Genomic DNA, 20472 nt, shown 5'->3' on the forward strand with positions numbered 1-20472 from the left:
TGAGCAGACGTATCATCATCCACCTTCATAGGCGACAAAGTCGTACTCCTTTGCCTCCTTAAAAATGAACGTTTGAATAACTCTTACTTTGCATTTTAAATTAAACATAAAAAAGGAGCCATTTACAAGTAAATGGCTCCTCGTCACTGAATATATTTGAATGTAAAATTGTTTCTGTTTATCTACTCATTCTGTTTGATTTGTGGGTTATTATTAATCTCTTTATTAGGAATCTGGAATCTGAATTTATCCGGTGTCAGGTTGAATCTTCCAAAAGTATGATTCGTTCCTGTGTATACTCTTTCTAAAGGAGTATTTAATCTCTTCATATCAAACCAGGCGTAGCCTTCACCCCAAAGTTCTATCCTCTTTTGCAATACAATTTCATTGATCAGCTCACTGCCTGACTTTGTAGATATCGTATAAGCTTTATCTCTTTTGGAGGTAATGTCGAATAATACCTGTCTGGCTTCCGTTTCTCTTCCTTGTCTGGCAAGGGCTTCAGCTTGTATGTAATACAGTGAAGAAGCTCTGATGTAAATATAATCTCCTTCAAAAAGGGTAGGATCTTTAAACTTCCAGCTTACGTAAGGCGGATAATTTTTCGTTTTTCCATTAAAAGTATATGTTGCATTCTGGCTTCCATTAAATACTTTCTTACGGTAATCCGTTGCCGGAATAGCTTCGTAAAGACGCTTGTCTATCAGTTTACGGATCTGTGCAGCTCCCGCATATCCTTCATTGGTATTATCAAACATCGAAAAGAAAGAAGCATAATAATTCCCGATACTCATGGTGGAAATCGTATTATGAAAACCCCATATTACCTCAGGATTATTGATGTTGGAGAATCCGGTATTGGTATAATCATCTTCAGTCATAAGGACTACTCCCTGCTTACTTTCCTCAGCATATTTGGCCGCTTTGATATAATCTCTTGTTTCCAGAAATACTTCTGCAGCAATAGCTTTAGCAGTTCTTTGGTCGATCTGAGCTCTGGATGGACGGGAATAAGTATCCAAAAGGGAAACAGATTCTTCAATATCTTTCTTGATTTGTGTATACACTTCAGCAACCGTTGATCTCGGAAGTCCCTGGCTTGGGTTATTGGCTGTAAGAACCAATGGGAGTCCTGGTTCAGATTGATGTCCGTTATAATCATTAGCGTAGAAACGAACCAGATAAAAGTAAGAATAAGCTCTTAAAGCGAGAAGCTGCCCTGCTATAGCTCTGTTTTTTGCGTTTGCATTTTTATCCAGGTTATCAAGAAGTTTGTTGATGATAAATATTCTAGCATAAAAAGTGGTCCATACAATCTCAGATGCAATATTGCTGGCATTGGTAGCCTCATAATTATAAAACATTCCCAAATGCTGGTTGGTAGATTGGATGACATCATTGGACATCAGATCTGCACCCGCCTTGATTCCCATGATTCCGAAATCTGAGTGAACGGTAGTACCGCCGGCACCATTGCTGCGAAGGTCAAGATAGATTCCACCCAGTATTTTTTCCGGGCTGTTGGCGTCGTTATTCAACTGTTCACCGGAAATATCTCCGTCCGGTAATGTGTTGAGATCATTGGAACAACTAGTAGCAATGAAACTTATGGTTGCAGCTGTTATAATGTATTTTATTTTTTTCATTCCTGTTCTTTTAAAAATTAAGTTTAAAGCCTAAAGAGACGCTCGATAACAGAGAATAACGGTAGGCGTCAGAAACTCCCGTAAGTGAAGCTCTCGGATCATATCCTTTTCTCTTGGACCATAGGTATAAGTTGTTTCCAGTCACATAAACTTTCAGACCTGATAAACCTGCCTGCTTTGCAAAACCGTCAGGAAGCTGATAGGAGAGAGTAACGTCCTGAAGACTGATATAATTTGATTTGATCAGATAAAGCGTTGAGTTTCCGTTCTGATTCGTAGCGGTAAGATCTACTCTTGGTAATGCAGTCGTAGGATTTTCCGGAGTCCATGTTTTATCCAGATCCGTAGAATAGTTAGAACCATAGCTGTCGGAATGGAATAAACTTCTGTAAATATCATCATATCCATATCCTCCGAACTGGTAAGCAAAATTCACTGCCAGATTAAATCTTTTATAGCTGAAATCTGTTCCGAATCCACCATATACTTTTGGAATTGCTGATTTTCCAGTGTTATAATCAGTGGCATCCTTATAATTGCTGGTAACTGTTCTTTCTTCCTTTTGAGTGGTAGGATTTATGGATGTACGGTACCACAAAGCATCACCATTCTCAGGATTTACTCCGGCAAATTCTTTCAGGAAATAAGTGTAACGGTCTCCGCCTTCTGCAAGAATAAACAAGCCACTAACCAGCCCTGTATTCCTTTGTTCAGCCGGTAATCGGGTAATCTTATTTTTATAATGGGTGGCATTGGCATAAAAGTTCCACTGGAACTCATCACCACGAAGAATATCCACACTTATGTTGGCTTGAACACCTCTGTTGGTCATATCTCCAATGTTGCCATATTTTACATAAGATCCTGCATTGGATGGAGGAAGAGGAAGAGCGTAGATCATATCCGATACTTTCCTTTCAAAATAATCTGCATTCAGGGTGATTCTGCTTTTTAAAAGTGAAATCTCAAAACCGGCATTCAGGTTTTTGGAAGTTTCCCATTTTAAATCTTTGTTTCCCTGTTTTTTTAGAGACAGAACAGGTTTGTCATTTCCGAAGTTATTAATCCCGTAGATATCCTGATAAGCATAATAGTCTCTGGTAGATCCGCTTAAAAGAATGTTGTCATTTCCCTGCTGACCGTAAGAGGCTTTTAATTTTAAAGAATTAATCACGCTGTTGTCCTTAAGGAAATCTTCTTTTGCAATATTCCACGCCAGTCCTAATCCATAGAAATTCCCCCATCTGCTTTCAGGAGAAAATACTGAAGAACCGTCTCTACGGATATTGGCATTGAAGAAATACTTACCGTCATAGTTATACAATAACCTTGTGAAATACCCTTCTACAGCATATTCATAACCGCTTCCCGATAAACCTGTAATTTTTACCGCATTATCAAAAGCTTGAGAATCCGGTAATAAAAGCTGTTGTTTGGATCCTGATAATCCATCATCTTTTATCTTATTCAGTTCATGTCCTACAAGGAGGTTGAAGCTGTGATTTCCCAGTTTTTTCTGGTAAGTAAGCAATTGCTGGTGGTTCAGTGTATATTTAAAGTTCGAACTCTGCGAAATAGTTCCCCCTACAGAAGAAGATGTTCCTCCTTCCGTATTTCCGAACTGCAGGTTTCTTGTATTTTCAAGATAGGCTCCGAAATTATAGGTGAAATCAAGTCCTTTGATGATTTCATAATTTAAACCAAGATTAAGATTGGTCACATTACTTACGATCTGTGATTTATTCTTTTGAAGGTTACCTACTGGGTTTTCAAAAACGGCATAAGATCTGGTGGCTCCGTTAGGTCCCTGACCGTCTCCATAATCATATAAAGCATTCCCATAGCTGTCATAAAGCCTTTGGTAGTTATTATCCCTCAGGAAAACAGGATAGAAAGGCGCAATATTTCGGGCAAACTGGAAAGGGTTGGAGAATCCGCCGGTCTCACCAAAATCCTGCTTACTATAGGTATAAGACAAAGCACTGGTTAATTTCAGTTTTGAGGTGATAGAGTAGTCTACATTAGACCGAATCCCGAACCTTTCAAAACCTGAAGAAATCAAATATCCTTTGTCATCCAGATAGTTAAGTGAAGTATATGATTTTACCTGATCACCATTGGCATTGATGCCTACAGTGGCTTCTCTTCTCAAAGCAGGTCTGAAAAGTAGTTTCTTCCAATCGTCCTGATATAACAATTTTGCATCCGGATTAAAAGAACCATCCTTTGATATTAGTTGATTAAAAGGAACATTATAAGCATCATATCCCAGTTTGGTTAACGCTGCAAGCCCTACATCATGCGGAGAAGGACCGGAAGGAACTGCTCCCGGTTGTTTCATCCTCGCAATTTCACCAATTCTGGCTCTGTTGTAATATGCACTATAATAATCCTGCGGAGAAGTATAAACTGAATAATCTTCAATTGATCTGAAATTAACTCCTGTTTTTACATCGGCCTCAATACTTATGCCCTTGTTTTTACCTCTTTTTGTATTCACAATAATAACTCCATTGGCTCCTCTGGAACCGTATAAAGCATTTGAAGAAGCATCTTCAAGGAAAGAAATACTTTCGATGTCTGATGAGGCAATACTGTTCAGGTTTCCACTGTACGGAATACCATCCAGAACAATTAATGGATCACTTGAAGCATTGATGGAACCTATTCCTCTCATTCTGATCGTTGGCTGGGAACCCGGCTGACCTGATGAAATTACTTGTACCCCAGCTACTTTTCCTCCAATTCCCTGAAGAATATTTCCGTTTTGAAGATTAGAAAGGTCCTTGGCCTTCAAGGACTGTACAGATCCTGTGATCTCTTCTTTTTTCTGCTTTCCAAAGGCCACTACTACCACTTCTTTGATGGAAGTTTCGTTGGAAAGGCTGTCCTTACTTTGTGCAAAACCATATTCCGCGAATAGGAGTAAGGCCAATACACCAAGCTTGCATTGTTTCTTTTTCATTATATTAATCTAGGTTTAAAACTGAACTGTGTATTACTGCTGATCTCTCTGTAAGAAATAATAATTTCCTGCCTCCTTTTTCAGGGAGGATATAACAAATAGAAAATTAAATTTACAGGAGATGTACCCGGATGAAAGAAGCCTTGAACTCTTTGGCTTTAATTCCTACAGTAATGAATGTATCTCTTAAAAAAGTTAGTACATCATCATGCACATCATATCAAAGCACATGTTTTGAGAAATACTGTTGTGCTGTGAAAGGGCAGGCATTCCACAACAATTTTGCTGTTCAGAAGCTGCCACCGTAATGGTGCATAGGTAAGAATTAAAGGTATTCTTATTCATGAGAATAAAGTTTATGATTTTTTTAACTGGGTCAAAATTATTTAATAAAAGGTAAACCCCTATAAAAAGAGAGTATGAGATAAATCATATTAGTCTACTAAATTAGTAGGTTATTAAATTAAATTTAAATTATAATGATATAAAATATTGATTATCAATTTATTTTTTAGAATGTTGTAAATGTTAAAAAATGATAAAAAAGTTAATTTTCAGGTGTGAATTAAAATTAAAATTATAAGTCTATTTGTTTTGTAGACTTTTTATTTATTTTATAGCTCTACAATGTTCAAGAAAGAAATATGATAAGAAGAAATGCTATTGATAGAGTTTGGTTTTGGCTAAGAAGAAGATAGATTCGGCGAAGTTTTCCTCATAGGCAATTCGGAATTTTACATCAACAAAAAAATAAAGAAATGAATATTGTTTTAACAGGCTCCATCGGGAACATCGGAAAGCCGCTTACAAAAGAATTAGTAGACAAAGGACACTCGGTAACGGTGATCAGCAGTAATAAAGAAAGAAAGGCAGCTATTGAAGCTTTAGGAGCAAAAGCTGCTATAGGCAGTATGTTTGATCCTGATTTTCTTACTGAAACATTTACAGGAGCAGATGTTGTTTATCTCATGGAAACCATGGAGGCAGCAGGAGATTTATTTGATAAAAATGTTGATTTTATCGAAAAGATCAGTGAAATTGGTCATCACTATAAAACTGCTGTGGAGCGCTCAGGAGTGAAGAAAATTATCCATCTCAGCAGTATTGGAGCTCATACGGATAGAGGTACGGGGATTATTGTATTTCATTACCATGTAGAGCAGATTCTGAAACAGCTTCCGAATGATGTTGCCATTAAATTTATTCGTCCGGTAGGCATCTATTTCAATATGTTTTCATTCATCAATACGATTAAGAACAAAGGGGCTATTATTTCCAACTGGGGAGGAGATAAAAAAGAACCGTGGGTTTCTCCGTTGGATATTGCAGGCGTTGTAGCGGAAGAAATTGAAAAGCCATTTGAGGGAAGAACAGTACGTTATGTAGCCAGTGATGTGGTTTCTCCTAATGAAATTGCAAAAACTTTGGGTGAAGCAATCGGTAAGCCGAATCTTGAGTGGAAAGTGATTTCAGATGAAGAATTATTGAAAAACTGGCTTGATATCGGTTTCAATGAACAGGTGGCTAAAGGCTTTGTAGAAACTCAGGCAAGCCAGGGAAGCGGAGTTGTGTATGAAGATTATTATCAGAATCAGCCTGTTTTAGGAAAAGTAAAATTGGCAGACTTTGCAAAGGAATTTGCTGCTGCCTATCAAAATGATGAAGCGTAAATATCAAACCACAAACGTCACAAATGTTTAAGAATAAACAAAGCACTACTTTAGCCACAAGCATCTGTGAAAATCTGTGCCATCCGTGGTAAAAAAAAACTCTACAACAAAAGTTTACTGTAAAAACAATTTGTAATTTTATAGATATGGAAAAGCGGGCAATTAAAAGAATAAAATCCATTACAGAATTTCACCGCTCAAGAGGGCTTCCTCCTCCTGAACATCCGTTGATCAGTGTGATTGACTATAAAGAGGTAAAACGGCCTGCCGATATCGGAGAGTTCAACTGGATGCTGGATTTTTACCAGATTTCTTTAAAAATAGGTATGAATGGAAAGTTGAAGTATGGCCAGCAGGAATATGACTTTGATGAAGGAACTCTGTTTTTTATTTCCCCGAACCAGGTTTTCAGAATTGAATCAGATCCCGGCGGACAGGAAAAACAATCCGGCTGGATGCTGTTGATTCACCCTGACTTTCTGTGGAATACTTCTCTTGCAAAGACCATAAAACAGTATGACTTTTTTGACTATTCTGTGAATGAAGCCTTGTTTCTTTCAAAAAAAGAAGAACTTACCATCAATGGAATTATAGAAAATATTGAGCAGGAATATCACGCAGTTATCGATAAATTCAGTCAGAATATCATCATTTCCCATATTGAAACACTGCTCAATTATTCCGAAAGATTCTACGAAAGACAGTTTATCACCAGAAAAATGACTAATCACTCCATCCTCAATCGATTGGAAGATTTGCTGAGGGATTATTTCAATGATAATAATCTGATATCAAAAGGATTACCGACAGTACAGTTTGTTACCGATGAAGTTGGAATCTCTCCCAATTACCTCAGTCGGTTATTAAAAAACCTTACCGGACAAAGTACACAGCAGTTTATTCATGATAAACTGATTGAAAAAGCAAAAGAAAAGCTCTCTACAACAAATTTATCCGTAAGTGAAATTGCTTATGAATTAGGCTTTGAGCATCCACAGTCTTTTACAAAACTGTTTAAAAATAAAACCCAGTGCTCTCCATTGGAATTCAGAACCTCTTTTCAGTAAAAAATGAAAAATCATTTATAGTAGATAAGAAAAAGAAATATTGAAGGTTTTTCACAGAAAAATTAATCTTATTTTTGAAATATCTTTATTTTGCACAATTTTTGCTGTAACAAGCTACTTTTGTCGGTTAAGACATAACCGATAGTACAAACTCCACCAATATTATGATGAAAAAATACCTTATCTATATATCACTTTTGGGAGCACCCTTATTTTTGGGACAAAATAAAGTGAATGAAAAATCTGTATACCAGCAGAATCTGACACTATCAGAGAAAGAAAACGAGGCGATGGCATTTGATGCTGATATACAATTATCCGATGCAGAAATGGCTTTGGACAAAAAGCTATTCCAGCTTCATAAACAGCTTCTCAGTGATACGGATACAAAGAAAATATCTTTATATAACAGTTCTTTTAATGAATTAAAACCATTAATAGAAGGCAGTAAGATGTTTGAAATTCTTCAGACCATGCCGAAAGGAGGTTTATTGCATACCCACAGCGGAGGAATAACCGATGTGAAATGGATTATTTCGGCTGCCAGAAAATATCAGGAATGCTATGTTTTCGATCGGGAGGATAATGATCAGTTTATTTTCGGACAGCTTGGATTTTTTGAAAAAGGAAAAGTTCCGGCTGGATTTGTAAGCCTTGATAAAAAGCTGACTTCAACCCCGGATTTTGAAAATAAGCTGTCGGATCTTCTTACCTTAAAACGTGACAATCTTTGCTCTTATACAGATTATTGGATTGAATTTGAAAAACGTTTTAAGCGCATCAGCCTGTTGCTTCCATACCGTCCTTTCTTTAAAGAATATTATCTGAAAGGATTTCAGGATTTAATAAAAGACAAAGTACAGCATGTAGAAATCAGATACATCTTTGATGAACTTTACGATTTTCAACATGGGAAATATCCTTTGAAAACGTCCATCACAGATCTGCAGGATATTCTTAAAGAAATACACAAATCTGATCCGCAATTTACCCTGAAACTGATCTATTCAAGCTTTAAATTCTTAGATAATGAAAGTATTGGGAAACAGCTGCAAACAGCTTTTGAAATGAAAAAAGAATTTCCGGATATGATCTCAGGTTTTGATCTTGTGGCAGATGAAGCTGCAGGACATAACATTAATTTTTTTGAGAAAAACTGGACAAAAATGAGCGAACTTAGTAAAAAGTACGGAGTGGAATTACCTCTTTTCCTTCATGCCGGAGAAAGCAATTCTGCCCTGAATAAAAATGTTCTGGATGTTGCCCTGTTAAATAATAAAAGAATTGGTCACGGACTTAATCTGATTTACTTCCCTAAAACAATGGAACAAATCAGAAAACAGAACAAACTGGTAGAAGTAAGCCCAATCAGTAATCAAATTTTGGGATATGTAAGTGATTTAAGAAATCATCCTGCAAGAGTTTTATTGAGCAATGGGATACAGTGTTCCATCAGCAGTGATGATCCTTCTGTATATGGGTACACAGGTTTGAGCTATGATTTCTGGGTAACACAGGTCTATTGGGAGCTGGATGTGAAAGCATTGAAAAAACTGGTTTTCAATTCTATTAATTACTCTTCTTTGAATGACAATGAGAAAAAGAAAGCAGTAACTTATCTGAATCAGCAATGGAATGATTTTGTTCAGAAAACAAATCAGAAATTAAACTAATCAGGATCATTCTGGAAAAATAAAATCGCATTATTGACTTCAATAATGCGATTTGTCTTTTAAATAGCTATCAATTACTATTTAAATTTTAATCTTGATAATTCTTTTTTTGCAACAGCACCTAATTTTGACGGATTCACCTTTGTCAGAACCAGGGATTCGCAGTTATTGAAAATGGCAAAACGTTTTATAGTTTCTACAAAAGGGTTAAGCCATAGCTCAGGTTCTATAGTACTGTTTTCAATATGTAAATGAATAAGTTCCAGCTTTTTTTCTTTTCTGTGCGCTTTACAGTCAACCCTTCCAATAAACTGATCTCCAAACAGGATGGGCAGACAGAAATAGCCGTACTGTCTTTTTTCTTTCGGAGTATAGCATTCCAGGCGGAAATCAAAATCAAAGACCTGTTTGATCCGATCCCGATGAATAATAGCGTTGTCAAACGGAGATAACAGCCAGACACCAGAATTTTTAACATTAAATGTGTTTTCAAAAACATCATTCTGAACAAAAGCAGAAGATAATCCTTCTATTTTGACTTGAGATATTGATCCCTCTTCCAGCATAGTCTGTAAAACCTGGTTGACATTTTTCTTTAAATCATTTCCTTTCCGAAGATGGGTGATCTGTTTCAATGTAGTAAATCCATAAGCCCGCAGATTGGTTTTCACGAGATATTCAGCCAGCTCAAGTGGAGTAGGTTCTGTGGTATCAATGAAAGACGGCAGAACTCTCTCTGCAAGATCATACGTTTTCTGCATTCCGGAACGTCCGCTGATCATCAGGTCTCCCTGCATAAAAAGTCTTTCTAGCGCTAATTTGGCAGGTTTCCAGTTCCACCAGCTTCCTGCTTTATAGCTTTCATTTTCAAAATCCCTTGCTCTTTTTGGACCTTCATTACGGATGTTGTCTACTACATATTCCATCACTTTAGGATCAGCGTTGTAATATCGGGATTCTCCTCGTTTGATTGTCAGCATTTGAGGTAAAACATATCGAAAATCCTGCATAGGAAGATAAGAAGCTGCATGGAACCAGTATTCAAATACTTTACGATCTTCTACCAGTTCTTCCAGATCATCTGCCTGAAAATCCGGGATTCTCGTCCAAAGGGTATGATGATGAGCTCGTTCTACTATCGATAAAGTATCAATCTGTATATATCCGAGATGTTCCAAAGCATTCAGAACCGCAGTTTTTCCGGTTCCGAAAGGAGTATTTTGTGTTAATCCCTGACTTTCTAAAGTTACAAGCTTTAATTGTTCTTGCGTCAGCGTCTTTTCCATATGTTAATTTGAAGAAAACAGATTTTATGATCCTCTTTCAAATATAATGATTTAACGGAAAATGCATTGAACAGTATCTGTTTTAAATATTCTGGGTAAGTTGGTCAGAAGTCAGTTATTTTGACGATTATCCCGTTTTAGTTCTCTTTCGATTTCATTCACAAAAGGAAGAGGTGTAAGATAGCTTTCTTCTATGTATTTTCTGATATTTTCGTCCGTTTTTTTGTTAAATTTTCTGATAAAAAGCTGATTGCCGGATTTTAAAGATTCAATATAATTGAAGGTATTCTGTGCTGTTTGAAAAATAGATTTCTCAAGTACCGCTCTTTTATCATCATTGATAATAATATCACTGAATGATGTATTCATAAGGACAGTCTGAAAAAAAGATTCTGCAGGTAAAAAAGTGTGGAGATAGTAATCCTCAAAATCCATAACGATTTTGTTATTGGTTAAAAATGCACAGGTTTCTCTTGTGAAAATAAACCATTTTCCACCAATATAAGGTGTCACATCCTTCATGAATGATCTTCTGTAGATGAAAGTAGAAATAATATAAGCTAATTCCGTAAAATGATTTTGTATTCTTTGCAGGGTATCTGGCCTGTAAAACTTCTGATCATAGTAAAAAAGATAATTACGCCCCTTATTGAGCGTAAGAAATTTACGGATAATATTTTGTGATTTCAGGGGATAATCTTCACCGCTTAGATTAATAAAATAATCCCATTCTTTGCTTACATTTAAAAGAAATTCCATAGCATTCAGCTCAGCCTGAACCATATTGAAGCCTCCTGAAACAATATTCATACTGTCCAGAATATAGGCATTGGGAAAGTGAACAATATACTGCTGTATTTCTTCTATGAAATCAGGTTTTGCTTTTCTGTCAATATGAATAAGATAAAACTGATCCCTTGTATAGATCTTCTGAAACATGTCTTTAAATATTTCAGGCTTATGGTGTACCATGATAAAATAAGCAATTCTTACATGCGGTGCAGTGCGTGATTCTAGTGTTTTGGGGTAGGGGGCTGCTAGTGGGGAAGAAGTTTGCATGTTTCGGAGTTTAAAATCATCCGCGCTACCAAATAATTCGGTTTATTTGCAGAAGGTACGAATATATTTTTGATAATCAATCAATTAAATGAAATTGTGTTTGTTTTTTTTATTGTAGGTTTGCAGAACATTTATAAAACAGGTCACTGCCTTTGCTATTCTGCATAGTTTAAAATCACATTTTTTCTTTCAGTCTTGCTTTTTCAGCTACCAATTTATAGTCTTGGGTTCCATAGTGGAAGTAAGAGATTATGAAGTTGTATTGTAGATAAGAGTGACAAGTCATTGCCGGTAATTTGTAATCTATTGAAAAATAGTATAGTAGCCGAAACAAGAAAAAGATGAGCAGAAAAAGAACATTCCTTATTTGTTTATCATTATAATACACCAATTCAAATTCTGATCAGCAGATTTGTTTGCAAAATACCGGAAAAACCGGAATTTATAATGAATTTTAAAAATTTAAATTTAATCAATCCTATTATCCGTGCAGTGACAGAAGCAGGATACTCCAGGCCTACTGAAATACAGTATACTGCGATTCCGTATATTTTATCGGGAAGAGATGTTGCAGCATGTGCGAAGACAGGTGCCGGAAAAACAGCCGCATTTGCTATGCCTATTTTGCAGCTGCTGAAAAGACATACTCCGGATCATAAAGAAATACGGACTTTAATTCTTACACCTACACCGGAACTGGCAGTACAGATAGAAGAAAATCTTAAAATTTACAGTAAATATTTACCATTATCTCTGCTTTCCATTTATGAAGGGGTTTCCATTGGAAGCCAGCTTGCAGCACTGAGAAAAAGAGTAGATGTTCTTGTGGCAACACCCGGAGGGCTGCTTGATGTAGAAAATCAGAGACATATTGATCTTTCTAAAATTGAGTTGCTTGTTTTGGATGATGCAGATAAGATGCTTGATATGGGATTGATTAATCATATAAAGAAAATATTGAATCTGGCTTCCCACAGAAGACAAAATCTGCTTTTTTCTGCTACAATGCCGGGAAGTTTAAAATATTTTGCCAAAACAATCCTGAATAATCCTGTAGAGATTATTGTAGATCCCGCTTCTTCAGTACCCCAGACGGTAAAGCTTCCGGATCTTAAAAATATTCAACCGCTGGTAGGAAACATAATGCCTGCCAGAATATCATAAATACAATCTGTAGCGTTTACAGATCATAATACACAATTTTTAATACCAATTACAATGCAAGAAGGCACCGTAAAATTTTTTAATGAAGCAAAAGGCTTCGGTTTTATTACTCCGGCAGACGGAAGTAAAGACATATTTGTACATTCTTCAGGATTAAATACAAGAGCAATCCGTGAGAATGATAAAGTAGTTTTTGATGTACAAAAAAGCGATAAAGGTTTAAATGCTGTTAACGTAAAGTTAGCGTAATTAAAATCTTAATTGCAGGGATGTTAGAATGACATTCTTTGCCATATCAAGTCTCATATTTTTATATTTTTTTTTTAAAATTCAAAAATCCATGGAACTTTAGGATCTGGATATATTGTTTGAAAGAACATTGATGTAATGTAAATTACTTTTTATTTTTTATTTTCATTATGTTCATTAGCCTCTTACTTTTATGTGAGAGGTTTTTCAGGGATTTAAGAAAATAAGGCAGCAATTGGTCTGAATATTGAAAGACTAAGACTGGATGTCTGGAAAATAAATATGCAGACTTGATATACACTTATTACAGTGATGATAACATCTGTACATATTTTAATCCCTCAAAAGGTTCAGAAAAGGATATGATTATTATTAATAATTTTAATGAGTATAAATCTCTTGAAGGACAGGTGCTGGGAGATTCTGCATGGCATACGATCAGCCAGGAACAGATCAACAGATTTGCAGATGCTACTTTAGATCATCAGTGGATCCATACAGATCAGGAAAAAGCTGAGAAAGAAGGTCCTTTTAAATCAACCATTGCTCATGGTTATTTAACATTATCATTGATTCCCTATCTCTGGAAACAGATTGCGGATGTGAGAAATGTAAAAATGGAGATCAATTACGGAATAGAAAACCTTAAATTCGGAGAAGCTGTTCCGGTAAATAGCGATGTAAAGCTGCGGGCAACTGTAAAATCTGTGATTAACCTCAGAGGAACTGTAAAAGCAATCGTGGAAGCCAAACTCTTAATTAAAGACCATGCAAAACCTGCTTATACAGGAGATGTTATTTTCCTTTATCATTTTAAAGATTAATTTACTTTCGGAGTATACAAATTCCCAACATTTAGTATTTCACAAATAAAAAAGCATCATTGAATGCAATGATACTTTCACATTATAAAGAGCTTACACGGTTAGAACAATTTTCCCGAATAAAGGCCTTTTTCGTTTGGAATTCTCAATTCTCCGATGCGCTTCCTGAACGTCTTCAAGCTGATATATACTGTCTATAACAGGTTTTACATGTCCGTCTTCAATTAATTCAGTAATATGATCAAGCTCATCTCTGCTTTGCCGCGTGAAAACAAAATGATAGGTAGCATTTTTTTCCCAGGCATTAATGAGGTTTTGTGGTTGTGGAATATCAACCAGGGTTACAACAGAACCATAGTCAGCTAAAACAAGCGGGCTGTCTGAAAGTGTGCTTCCTCCCACGGTATCAATAATTACGTCTACACCTTTTCCATGCGTATGTAATTGTATTTTTTCAATCCAGTTTTCTTTATGATGATCAATCACTACATCTGCTCCGAGATTTTTTAGTTTTTCATGTAAAATACTTTGTCCTGTTGTATAGACAAAAGCCCCCAGAGATTTAGCTACCTGTATAGCAAGTGTTCCTACACCTCCTGCGCCGCCAAGAATGAGAATACGATCTCCCTTTTTTAGTTTTGCCCGTACAACAAGCATTTCCCAAACCGTTCCTCCAATAAGCGGAATGGAAGCAGCTTCCTCATAGCTAATATTATCAGGCATTCTTGATAATGAAGACTTGTCGGTAAGATGATATTCAGAATAACTGCCAGGGCTGCCAAAACGTGGAGAATAATAAACCTTATCACCAGCTTTCCATTTTTTAACAGCTTCACCTACTTCAACAATATCGCCAGCAATATCGTGACCTGTTATAATAGGTAAGTCGAAAAATGAGGCATAATCACCTCGTCTAATCTGGTAATCAAGAGGATTAATAGAGGTTGCTCTTACTTTTACCAAAACCTGAGACGGATCTTCTATAACAGGAACAGGCATTTCCTCTAGCTGCAGAACTTCCGGTCCGCCATAGTTTTTAATAACAATTGTTTTCATATTTCTTAGCAATTGATTATATGCTCTATTGAGGCAATTTTCCCATAAATTCAACTATTTCAGCACCTATTTCTTCAGCGTTGGTCTCAAGGGCAAAATGTCCGGTATCATAAAATTTTAATTGAGCATCCGGAATATCCTTTTTATAAGCTTCAGCTCCGGCAGGAAGGAAATATGGATCTTTGTTTCCCCATACTAATAATAATTTGGGTTGGTATTTTCTGAAATATTCATGAAATTTTGGATATAAGGCTACATTGGTTCTGTAATCTCTCATCAGATCCAATTGGATTTCTACATTTCCCGGTCTGTCAAGAAATTTCTGATCAAGGGTATAGGCTTCCGGCGCAATCAAAGAAAGATCAGAAACACCATGTTGATATTGAAATAAGGTAATTTCTTTAGAAACAAAGCCTTTTAAAGCAAGGCGGTTTGCCTGTGATGGGTCTTTCCAGTATTTCTGGATCGGATTCCATTCATTGCTTAGTCCTTCTTCATAAGCATTCCCGTTTTGGGAAACGATACCCGTAATTTTCTCAGGATTGTTCATAGCAAGACGTAAACCTACAGGAGCTCCATAATCAAAGATATAAACCGCAAAACGTTTCATTTTCAGCTTATCTACAAATTTTTGTATCGTTCCTGCAAGATTGTCGAAAGTATAAGAGAACTCTTTATGATCCGGAGCATCAGAATAACCGAATCCCGGAAGATCCGGAGCGATAACATGGTATTTTTTACTCAAAATCGGGATTAGGTTCCTGAACATATGAGATGAGGTAGGATATCCGTGTAGAAGAAGTATTGTAGGTGCATTGACAGGACCTGCTTCTCTGTAAAACAGATTTAAATCATTTACGTTGATGTTGCGGTAATGAGTGGGATGGTTTTCCATAATGTGATTATTTAGATTTAAGTTTTGATGAGATTGAGCGATTGTCATATTGCCTGTGAATAAAGCAACCGACAGACTTGTAATGAATTGTCTTGAATTTATTTTCATTTATTTTTTTTGACAGTTCAAAATTAATACGGATATTTGATTATTAAAAACGATTAATTATAATCAATTAAATCACTTTTAATGATTAATTAAAATGAATATACATGATTTGAAAATATTTGAAGCCGTTGCAGAAACCGGAAGTTTTACAAAAGCAGCCACTATGATGTTTACGGTTCAGTCCAATGTTACAGCAAGAATAAAAAGTCTGGAAGAAGAGTTTAATACAAAGCTTTTCTCCCGTACATCCAGAAGAGTAGAGCTTACTTCCGAAGGGATGATTCTGATGCAGTATTCTAAACAGATTCAGCATTTGGTGGAAGAAGCCAAGAATAATATCCAAAGTGGTGACAATATCAGAGGATGTCTGAAGATAGGCTGTATAGAAACAACGATGGCTTTGAAAGTACCTGAAATCCTCAATACTTTTGATGAAAAATACCCCGGTATTGAGCTGGAGTTTAAATCAGATACCAGAGATTCAGTGCTTTCTGACGTCGTAAATTACAATCTGGATGCGGCCTTTGTTTCTGCTCCTGTAAACGCTAAAGGCCTGGAAAAAATTTGTATTAAAGAAGAGCAGCTAGTTATTCTTGCTTCCTCAAAAGGCCCGAATCTGCAGACACTCATCGCGAATGAACCACTGAAAATAGTAGTATTTGATGAAGGATGTATTTTCAGGGAAAGATTAGAATCATGGTTAAGCCATAAAGGAATTCTGAATTACAAAAGTACAGTGCTGAACTCTATTGAAGGAGTGATTAACTTTGTGGAAGCAGGTTTGGGAATCAGCATATTGCCGGAAGAAATTGTGTCTAAATATTACGCTGGAAGAGAACTTAAAACCTACGGACTGAACAAACAACTGGGAACTATGAATACGATTCTTGTTTTTAGAAAGGATGGGCCACAGTCACGAGCTTTACAATGCTTTATTGATATGTATGCAGAAATGGCGTGATAATGGCGTGATTCTCATAAAACGTATGAAAACTGCCTCACTTTTGAGGCAGCTTATTTAGATCTTAAAAGATTTACTTTTTAGGTGTTAATGAGAAATTATCTACATAAACAGCCTGGTGTACACCGTTCAGTAAAACTTTCAGTGCCAAGTGCGTATCTTTTTTGATAGAAATGGTATAAGTTTTCTTTTCTCCCGAAATTTTTGAAGCTTTAGCAATGGAAGTGTAAGATTTTGCATCAGAAGCATTACCTACTGAGAAAATTTCCAGTGAAGTTTCTCCACCGTTATCTGAAATATCAAGGTTCAATGTATAAATACCCGCTTTTATTTCCGGAGTTACCAGATACATATTCTCTCCAGGATTGTTCATGGAATAGAAAATGATTTTCTTATCACTTGCATAAAGCATTGCTTTTCCTCCTTGGGCAGTCCAGCATTTGTTAATGTCTTTCCATGTATCAAAATTTTCTGTGAGTGCTGTTACAGGTTTACACTGTGCGTTTGCAGTAAGAAACCCTCCTAAAGTAACTATTCCCGCCAATATGAATCTTTTCATAAGTTATTTATATTATTATGTAAAAATACTTAAAAAGTGTTGGTTCTGCCGGGTTTTGAGGTGATTTTAGGAAAATAAAAACTGTAAGAAAAAAATGAAGATTGTTTTTTGCCTGTAAAGCTTTAGTCGGGCGTAAAAAAGGATAACAAGGGTGAAAATCTCCGAAGTCGGGAGACTTCGGAGAGCAGGAATTGATGAACGGAAATTAATTTTTTAAACAATTAAAAGCCGGAAGGTTTGCTCAATACTTGTGCGGATCCGTTTGTACCGCCCAGATCCTTTGTATCATCATTAATATTCTGTTTTGTGATAAGGTATTTATAGGCCATTAAATAAAGATCAACTTTAAAACTATTGTAAGTGCCGTTCGGGTTGGTATAACGTTCTAATCTGCTATTCGTAAAATTTGCTCTGATGTGCCAGGTTCCGTTACTTTTAAAGGTATTTACATTGGGAGACCCCTGTTTGTTATCATTAACGCCGTTACTGCCATAGTCAAGAGCAACTTTTGTAGAACCATTACTAAGCTGGAATGAATAATTATGCACTACTACCAGAAATTTAGTAGCATCTATTTTAGTGTCATAATCTGCGATTCCTGTGGAAGGAACTCCTGAAATGGTTAGCTTGATATAATTAAATAATCCGCTGGTTTCAAGTGCTGGATTATACACATCCAGGGTATTTTTAGAAGTAGCAAGAAAACGGCCTCCCGTTTTATCCGGCTCACCAAGGTTTCTTAAGTATAAAGAATTGGTAAAGCTTGAACCGTTTACATCCAGTGTTTCGGATGGTGTTGAGGTATTGATTCCTATTTTTGTATTTTGAGCATTAATAAATATTCCCAAAAGAAATACAATTGTGCTGTAAATTACTCTTTTCATATTAGTTTATTGAAGTCCTGTTGGTGTATTTGTTGAAGTTCCTGTAAATGAACCGTTTACGCTTCCTGTGTAAGTTCCCCAGTCTTTAATGAGTGCTTTTTCATAGACACAAAGTGTAAGGGTCCAGGTTCCGTTCTGTGCAGATGTTGTGCCCGCTCCCTTAAAGCTCAGGTTAACAGCATTATAAATTTTTCCTCCACTTGACACATGAGTTATTTCTGTAGAATACGCTCCATATGATGGAAAGCTTGTTGTAGTATTGACACCCGCTGTAGCATCTGTGAAAACGGCTCCCGTAATGGCAACAATGTATTTTTCTGTTTCCAGTCCTGTGTTAAGACTAACAACATCTGTCTGGCTCACATTTTTGAGGGTAATAGTATACGTATTAACAGGAGCTACATTTCGAAGGGAAATATCAAGAAGCTTGACCTTTCCTACTGGCGTTGTATCTTTTGAACGCGTAAGCAGATAATAGTTGCCGGTTGCATCTGAATTAGCAGTATCAATGATATAAGATTCAACAAGTGTTCCCCCTTGAACATCCAGCATCCCCTGAGGATTTTTTGTGTTTATTCCCACTTGTGCATTGGCTCCAAAATAAGTAAATGCTGTCGATAAAAGCGCGGCTATTTTTTTCATATTCTCTTTTTATTATTGGATTAAAGGAACAGAAGCGGCACCTGTTCCGGAGGTAACGGATTGTGCAGAGGTAAATTCCTTGGTATAAGCTCTGTCAAAAACCAGTAAATTGAGTGTCCAGACCCCATCAGGTAAAGAATCATCTGTTGAGAACCCTACATAATCAGCTTTGAGTTTCCATGTGCCGTTGGTATTGTAGGCAAAAACTTCGGGTACAGGAGTAATTACACTTGAGGTATAAGTAAATACGGGCTGTGTAAAACCATATGAGGCAATAACAACTAAAAATTTATTTGAATTAATTTTAGTATCATATTCATCTACCCAATCTTTGTCTGCACTATTACAAGTGATCTTATATTGGATAAGGTTAATAGGAGCCGGAGTGGCGGGCACAAAAGACTCATTATAAGAGGTGATTTTGTTTTGGGGAGCCGGAGATTTGATTAAAAAAGAATAATTTTCATCTGCTCCAAGTTTTTCCAGAGGATCCTTCAGGGTCATACCGGATGTCTTCATCGTACCATTTACCGTGAGCTCTTTTTCGGGGTTGGGTGTATTGATTCCTACGTTTCCTGTATTTTGTGCGCACACAGGAATAAGAGCACCGGTGAGCAGTACTGTCAAAATAATTTTATTCATTAATGTTGTGTTAAATGTATGATATAGTTTGCATGGAAATTAGTAAGCTGAAGCTAAATTTTATAACAGTTTTTCCATTTTGTAATGGTATTTCTACTGAGTTTATAGTGGTTAGACAGCTGGGTATTATTAAGTTTATATTTCTTCTGATATTCTAATATCTGTATAATGGTCTCATCATCATAAGAACGCAGCCGCTGATTCTCAGACGAAATTTCTTCAGATCCAAAAATCTTCTGATTGAGCTGAATAATATCCAAAACACTCAGCTTTTCTTTTGAGAGTAGGGATTTACATTCATCAAGCTTTTCCGGAAACTTGATGAGAAGAATATCTGTATAGATTTTTTTATAGTAAGGTTGTTCTATTTTTTGTTTTTTTCTATCCATTTGTATAAAGTAGTTTTAGGAATATTATATTCCCTTATAACCTGACTTTTGGTTTTTTTTCCGGATTCAATCATTTCCAGCATAAAATTGATGACTTCTTTGGTGTAAATATTCTTACGGAAATAAGGCATCTCTGAGTTTGGCCTATTTTTCTTGTTTTTTACATCAGGTGACGCTGGAGAATAGAAGATCAGGTTTTGAGAATAGAATCGGAAGAAATCATATTCCAAAATTTTGCTCCATTTCAGGAGAATTTCTGTATCCAGACTTTTGGAAGTATACATTTCCGAAATATCCTCTTCAGTACAGTTGAAAAATTTACAAATTCTCGGTATAGGAGTTTCACACTCTTTCACACGCTTATTGATCATTGCGCCAATGTGTATGTTCTTGAACTTCATCTAAGAGGGGGTATGCAGGAGTGTGATAGAATAGTTGAGAGTCTCGAAATCGTGTTTTTTTATCATAATTTTTAAATTTTTTAAATCCTTTGTGTGTTTGAAAAACGGCAGACATAAACCAACTTGATCGTTTGTTAAATTATCTCAAATTGATGTTTTTTTATCTTTTTTACTAAATATGTTATTCTCTGATGTAAATATTACTTTTCTGTATGGTTTGTAATAAATTCTCAAAAATTATCTTTATATAATTATTTATATGTATTAAATTGAAAATTGATTTATATTTTCCATCATTTTGAATATGATCATATATTATTAAATTTGTAACT

20 protein-coding genes are annotated in these 20472 nt (G+C 36.0%); 7 read left to right on the forward strand and 13 right to left on the reverse strand.

What is annotated here, in order from left to right; all coding sequences use genetic code 11:
• Positions 1 to 182: 182 nt before the first annotated feature.
• From CQ046_RS02130 to CQ046_RS23480, 3 genes are all read right to left on the reverse strand, one after another.
• Positions 183 to 1646, reverse strand: a complete 1464-nt coding sequence (locus CQ046_RS02130) for a RagB/SusD family nutrient uptake outer membrane protein (RefSeq protein ID WP_105700689.1) — start codon at positions 1644 to 1646, stop codon at positions 183 to 185.
• Positions 1647 to 1656: 10 nt separating this feature from the next.
• Complete coding sequence (locus CQ046_RS02135) at positions 1657 to 4611, reverse strand: SusC/RagA family TonB-linked outer membrane protein (protein ID WP_105700690.1); 2955 nt, start codon at positions 4609 to 4611, stop codon at positions 1657 to 1659.
• Positions 4612 to 4806: 195 nt separating this feature from the next.
• On the reverse strand, positions 4807 to 4956 hold the full coding sequence (locus CQ046_RS23480) for a hypothetical protein (RefSeq protein WP_165790447.1): 150 nt from the start codon (positions 4954 to 4956) through the stop codon (positions 4807 to 4809).
• A 413-nt stretch (positions 4957 to 5369) separates the two neighbouring features.
• Here CQ046_RS23480 and CQ046_RS02140 point away from each other — a divergent pair, with 413 nt between their 5' ends.
• The 3 genes from CQ046_RS02140 to CQ046_RS02150 all read left to right on the forward strand — a co-directional run bounded on the left by CQ046_RS02140 (position 5370) and on the right by CQ046_RS02150 (position 9021).
• Positions 5370 to 6281 carry an SDR family oxidoreductase gene (locus CQ046_RS02140; RefSeq protein WP_105700691.1) on the forward strand — a complete coding sequence of 304 codons (912 nt, stop codon included), beginning with the start codon at positions 5370 to 5372 and terminating at the stop codon, positions 6279 to 6281.
• Between the two features lie 146 nt (positions 6282 to 6427).
• Positions 6428 to 7348, forward strand: coding sequence for an AraC family transcriptional regulator (locus tag CQ046_RS02145; protein WP_105700692.1), 921 nt, complete (start codon positions 6428 to 6430; stop codon positions 7346 to 7348).
• A gap of 164 nt (positions 7349 to 7512) precedes the next feature.
• Positions 7513 to 9021 (forward strand): adenosine kinase, encoded by a 1509-nt coding sequence (locus CQ046_RS02150; RefSeq protein ID WP_105700693.1) that lies wholly within the window; start codon positions 7513 to 7515, stop codon positions 9019 to 9021.
• Between the two features lie 77 nt (positions 9022 to 9098).
• Here CQ046_RS02150 and CQ046_RS02155 read toward each other — a convergent pair whose 3' ends face one another.
• Together CQ046_RS02155 and CQ046_RS02160 are read right to left on the reverse strand one after the other, a co-directional pair.
• Positions 9099 to 10307, reverse strand: coding sequence for a winged helix-turn-helix domain-containing protein (locus tag CQ046_RS02155; RefSeq protein ID WP_105700694.1), 1209 nt, complete (start codon positions 10305 to 10307; stop codon positions 9099 to 9101).
• Positions 10308 to 10418: 111 nt separating this feature from the next.
• The gene (locus CQ046_RS02160; RefSeq protein ID WP_105700695.1) at positions 10419 to 11366 is read right to left on the reverse strand and encodes a beta-1,6-N-acetylglucosaminyltransferase; all 948 of its coding nucleotides are present in this window, start codon (positions 11364 to 11366) and stop codon (positions 10419 to 10421) included.
• 447 nt (positions 11367 to 11813) lie between these two features.
• Here CQ046_RS02160 and CQ046_RS02165 point away from each other — a divergent pair, with 447 nt between their 5' ends.
• From CQ046_RS02165 to CQ046_RS02175, 3 genes are all read left to right on the forward strand, one after another.
• A complete protein-coding gene (locus CQ046_RS02165) occupies positions 11814 to 12530 on the forward strand; it encodes a DEAD/DEAH box helicase (protein WP_228406847.1) in 717 nt (238 codons plus the stop codon).
• A gap of 54 nt (positions 12531 to 12584) precedes the next feature.
• On the forward strand, positions 12585 to 12779 hold the full coding sequence (locus CQ046_RS02170; RefSeq protein ID WP_047388211.1) for a cold-shock protein: 195 nt from the start codon (positions 12585 to 12587) through the stop codon (positions 12777 to 12779).
• 290 nt (positions 12780 to 13069) lie between these two features.
• Positions 13070 to 13603 (forward strand): MaoC family dehydratase, encoded by a 534-nt coding sequence (locus tag CQ046_RS02175; RefSeq protein WP_228406848.1) that lies wholly within the window; start codon positions 13070 to 13072, stop codon positions 13601 to 13603.
• A 93-nt stretch (positions 13604 to 13696) separates the two neighbouring features.
• On the opposite strand, the gene CQ046_RS02180 is transcribed toward CQ046_RS02175, so the two are convergent.
• Positions 13697 to 14659, reverse strand: coding sequence for a zinc-binding dehydrogenase (locus CQ046_RS02180; protein WP_105700698.1), 963 nt, complete (start codon positions 14657 to 14659; stop codon positions 13697 to 13699).
• A 25-nt stretch (positions 14660 to 14684) separates the two neighbouring features.
• Complete coding sequence (locus CQ046_RS02185) at positions 14685 to 15662, reverse strand: alpha/beta fold hydrolase (RefSeq protein ID WP_228406849.1); 978 nt, start codon at positions 15660 to 15662, stop codon at positions 14685 to 14687.
• A gap of 94 nt (positions 15663 to 15756) precedes the next feature.
• Here CQ046_RS02185 and CQ046_RS02190 point away from each other — a divergent pair, with 94 nt between their 5' ends.
• Positions 15757 to 16623 (forward strand): LysR family transcriptional regulator, encoded by an 867-nt coding sequence (locus tag CQ046_RS02190; RefSeq protein ID WP_105700699.1) that lies wholly within the window; start codon positions 15757 to 15759, stop codon positions 16621 to 16623.
• Between the two features lie 73 nt (positions 16624 to 16696).
• Here the strand turns inward: CQ046_RS02190 and CQ046_RS02195 are convergent, their stop codons facing one another.
• The 6 genes from CQ046_RS02195 to CQ046_RS02220 all read right to left on the reverse strand — a co-directional run bounded on the left by CQ046_RS02195 (position 16697) and on the right by CQ046_RS02220 (position 20140).
• On the reverse strand, positions 16697 to 17182 hold the full coding sequence (locus CQ046_RS02195) for a hypothetical protein (protein WP_105700700.1): 486 nt from the start codon (positions 17180 to 17182) through the stop codon (positions 16697 to 16699).
• A 221-nt stretch (positions 17183 to 17403) separates the two neighbouring features.
• Positions 17404 to 18066, reverse strand: a complete 663-nt coding sequence (locus CQ046_RS02200) for a hypothetical protein (RefSeq protein WP_105700701.1) — start codon at positions 18064 to 18066, stop codon at positions 17404 to 17406.
• A gap of 6 nt (positions 18067 to 18072) precedes the next feature.
• Positions 18073 to 18708 (reverse strand): hypothetical protein, encoded by a 636-nt coding sequence (locus tag CQ046_RS02205; protein WP_105700702.1) that lies wholly within the window; start codon positions 18706 to 18708, stop codon positions 18073 to 18075.
• 12 nt (positions 18709 to 18720) lie between these two features.
• Positions 18721 to 19350 (reverse strand): hypothetical protein, encoded by a 630-nt coding sequence (locus CQ046_RS02210; protein WP_105700703.1) that lies wholly within the window; start codon positions 19348 to 19350, stop codon positions 18721 to 18723.
• A 53-nt stretch (positions 19351 to 19403) separates the two neighbouring features.
• Entirely contained in the window at positions 19404 to 19739 is a 336-nt protein-coding gene (locus tag CQ046_RS02215) for a transposase (RefSeq protein ID WP_105700704.1), read from the reverse strand.
• Positions 19715 to 20140, reverse strand: coding sequence for a helix-turn-helix domain-containing protein (locus CQ046_RS02220; protein WP_105700705.1), 426 nt, complete (start codon positions 20138 to 20140; stop codon positions 19715 to 19717). Before CQ046_RS02220 ends, CQ046_RS02215 begins: the two co-directional genes overlap by 25 nt.
• Positions 20141 to 20472 lie beyond the last annotated feature (332 nt).

The sequence above is a fragment of the Chryseobacterium sp. MYb7 genome (assembly GCF_002979455.1).
Classification (GTDB): domain Bacteria; phylum Bacteroidota; class Bacteroidia; order Flavobacteriales; family Weeksellaceae; genus Chryseobacterium.

Coding starts and splice junctions, on each gene's coding strand:
- CQ046_RS02130 (WP_105700689.1), bottom strand. CDS start 1,646: ATGAAAAAAATAAAATACATTATAACAGCTGCAACCATAAGTTTCATT.
- CQ046_RS02135 (WP_105700690.1), bottom strand. CDS start 4,611: ATGAAAAAGAAACAATGCAAGCTTGGTGTATTGGCCTTACTCCTATTC.
- CQ046_RS23480 (WP_165790447.1), bottom strand. CDS start 4,956: ATGAATAAGAATACCTTTAATTCTTACCTATGCACCATTACGGTGGCA.
- CQ046_RS02140 (WP_105700691.1), top strand. CDS start 5,370: ATGAATATTGTTTTAACAGGCTCCATCGGGAACATCGGAAAGCCGCTT.
- CQ046_RS02145 (WP_105700692.1), top strand. CDS start 6,428: ATGGAAAAGCGGGCAATTAAAAGAATAAAATCCATTACAGAATTTCAC.
- CQ046_RS02150 (WP_105700693.1), top strand. CDS start 7,513: ATGATGAAAAAATACCTTATCTATATATCACTTTTGGGAGCACCCTTA.
- CQ046_RS02155 (WP_105700694.1), bottom strand. CDS start 10,307: ATGGAAAAGACGCTGACGCAAGAACAATTAAAGCTTGTAACTTTAGAA.
- CQ046_RS02160 (WP_105700695.1), bottom strand. CDS start 11,366: ATGCAAACTTCTTCCCCACTAGCAGCCCCCTACCCCAAAACACTAGAA.
- CQ046_RS02165 (WP_228406847.1), top strand. CDS start 11,814: ATGAATTTTAAAAATTTAAATTTAATCAATCCTATTATCCGTGCAGTG.
- CQ046_RS02170 (WP_047388211.1), top strand. CDS start 12,585: ATGCAAGAAGGCACCGTAAAATTTTTTAATGAAGCAAAAGGCTTCGGT.
- CQ046_RS02180 (WP_105700698.1), bottom strand. CDS start 14,659: ATGAAAACAATTGTTATTAAAAACTATGGCGGACCGGAAGTTCTGCAG.
- CQ046_RS02185 (WP_228406849.1), bottom strand. CDS start 15,662: ATGAAAATAAATTCAAGACAATTCATTACAAGTCTGTCGGTTGCTTTA.
- CQ046_RS02190 (WP_105700699.1), top strand. CDS start 15,757: ATGAATATACATGATTTGAAAATATTTGAAGCCGTTGCAGAAACCGGA.
- CQ046_RS02195 (WP_105700700.1), bottom strand. CDS start 17,182: ATGAAAAGATTCATATTGGCGGGAATAGTTACTTTAGGAGGGTTTCTT.
- CQ046_RS02200 (WP_105700701.1), bottom strand. CDS start 18,066: ATGAAAAGAGTAATTTACAGCACAATTGTATTTCTTTTGGGAATATTT.
- CQ046_RS02205 (WP_105700702.1), bottom strand. CDS start 18,708: ATGAAAAAAATAGCCGCGCTTTTATCGACAGCATTTACTTATTTTGGA.
- CQ046_RS02210 (WP_105700703.1), bottom strand. CDS start 19,350: ATGAATAAAATTATTTTGACAGTACTGCTCACCGGTGCTCTTATTCCT.
- CQ046_RS02215 (WP_105700704.1), bottom strand. CDS start 19,739: ATGGATAGAAAAAAACAAAAAATAGAACAACCTTACTATAAAAAAATC.
- CQ046_RS02220 (WP_105700705.1), bottom strand. CDS start 20,140: ATGAAGTTCAAGAACATACACATTGGCGCAATGATCAATAAGCGTGTG.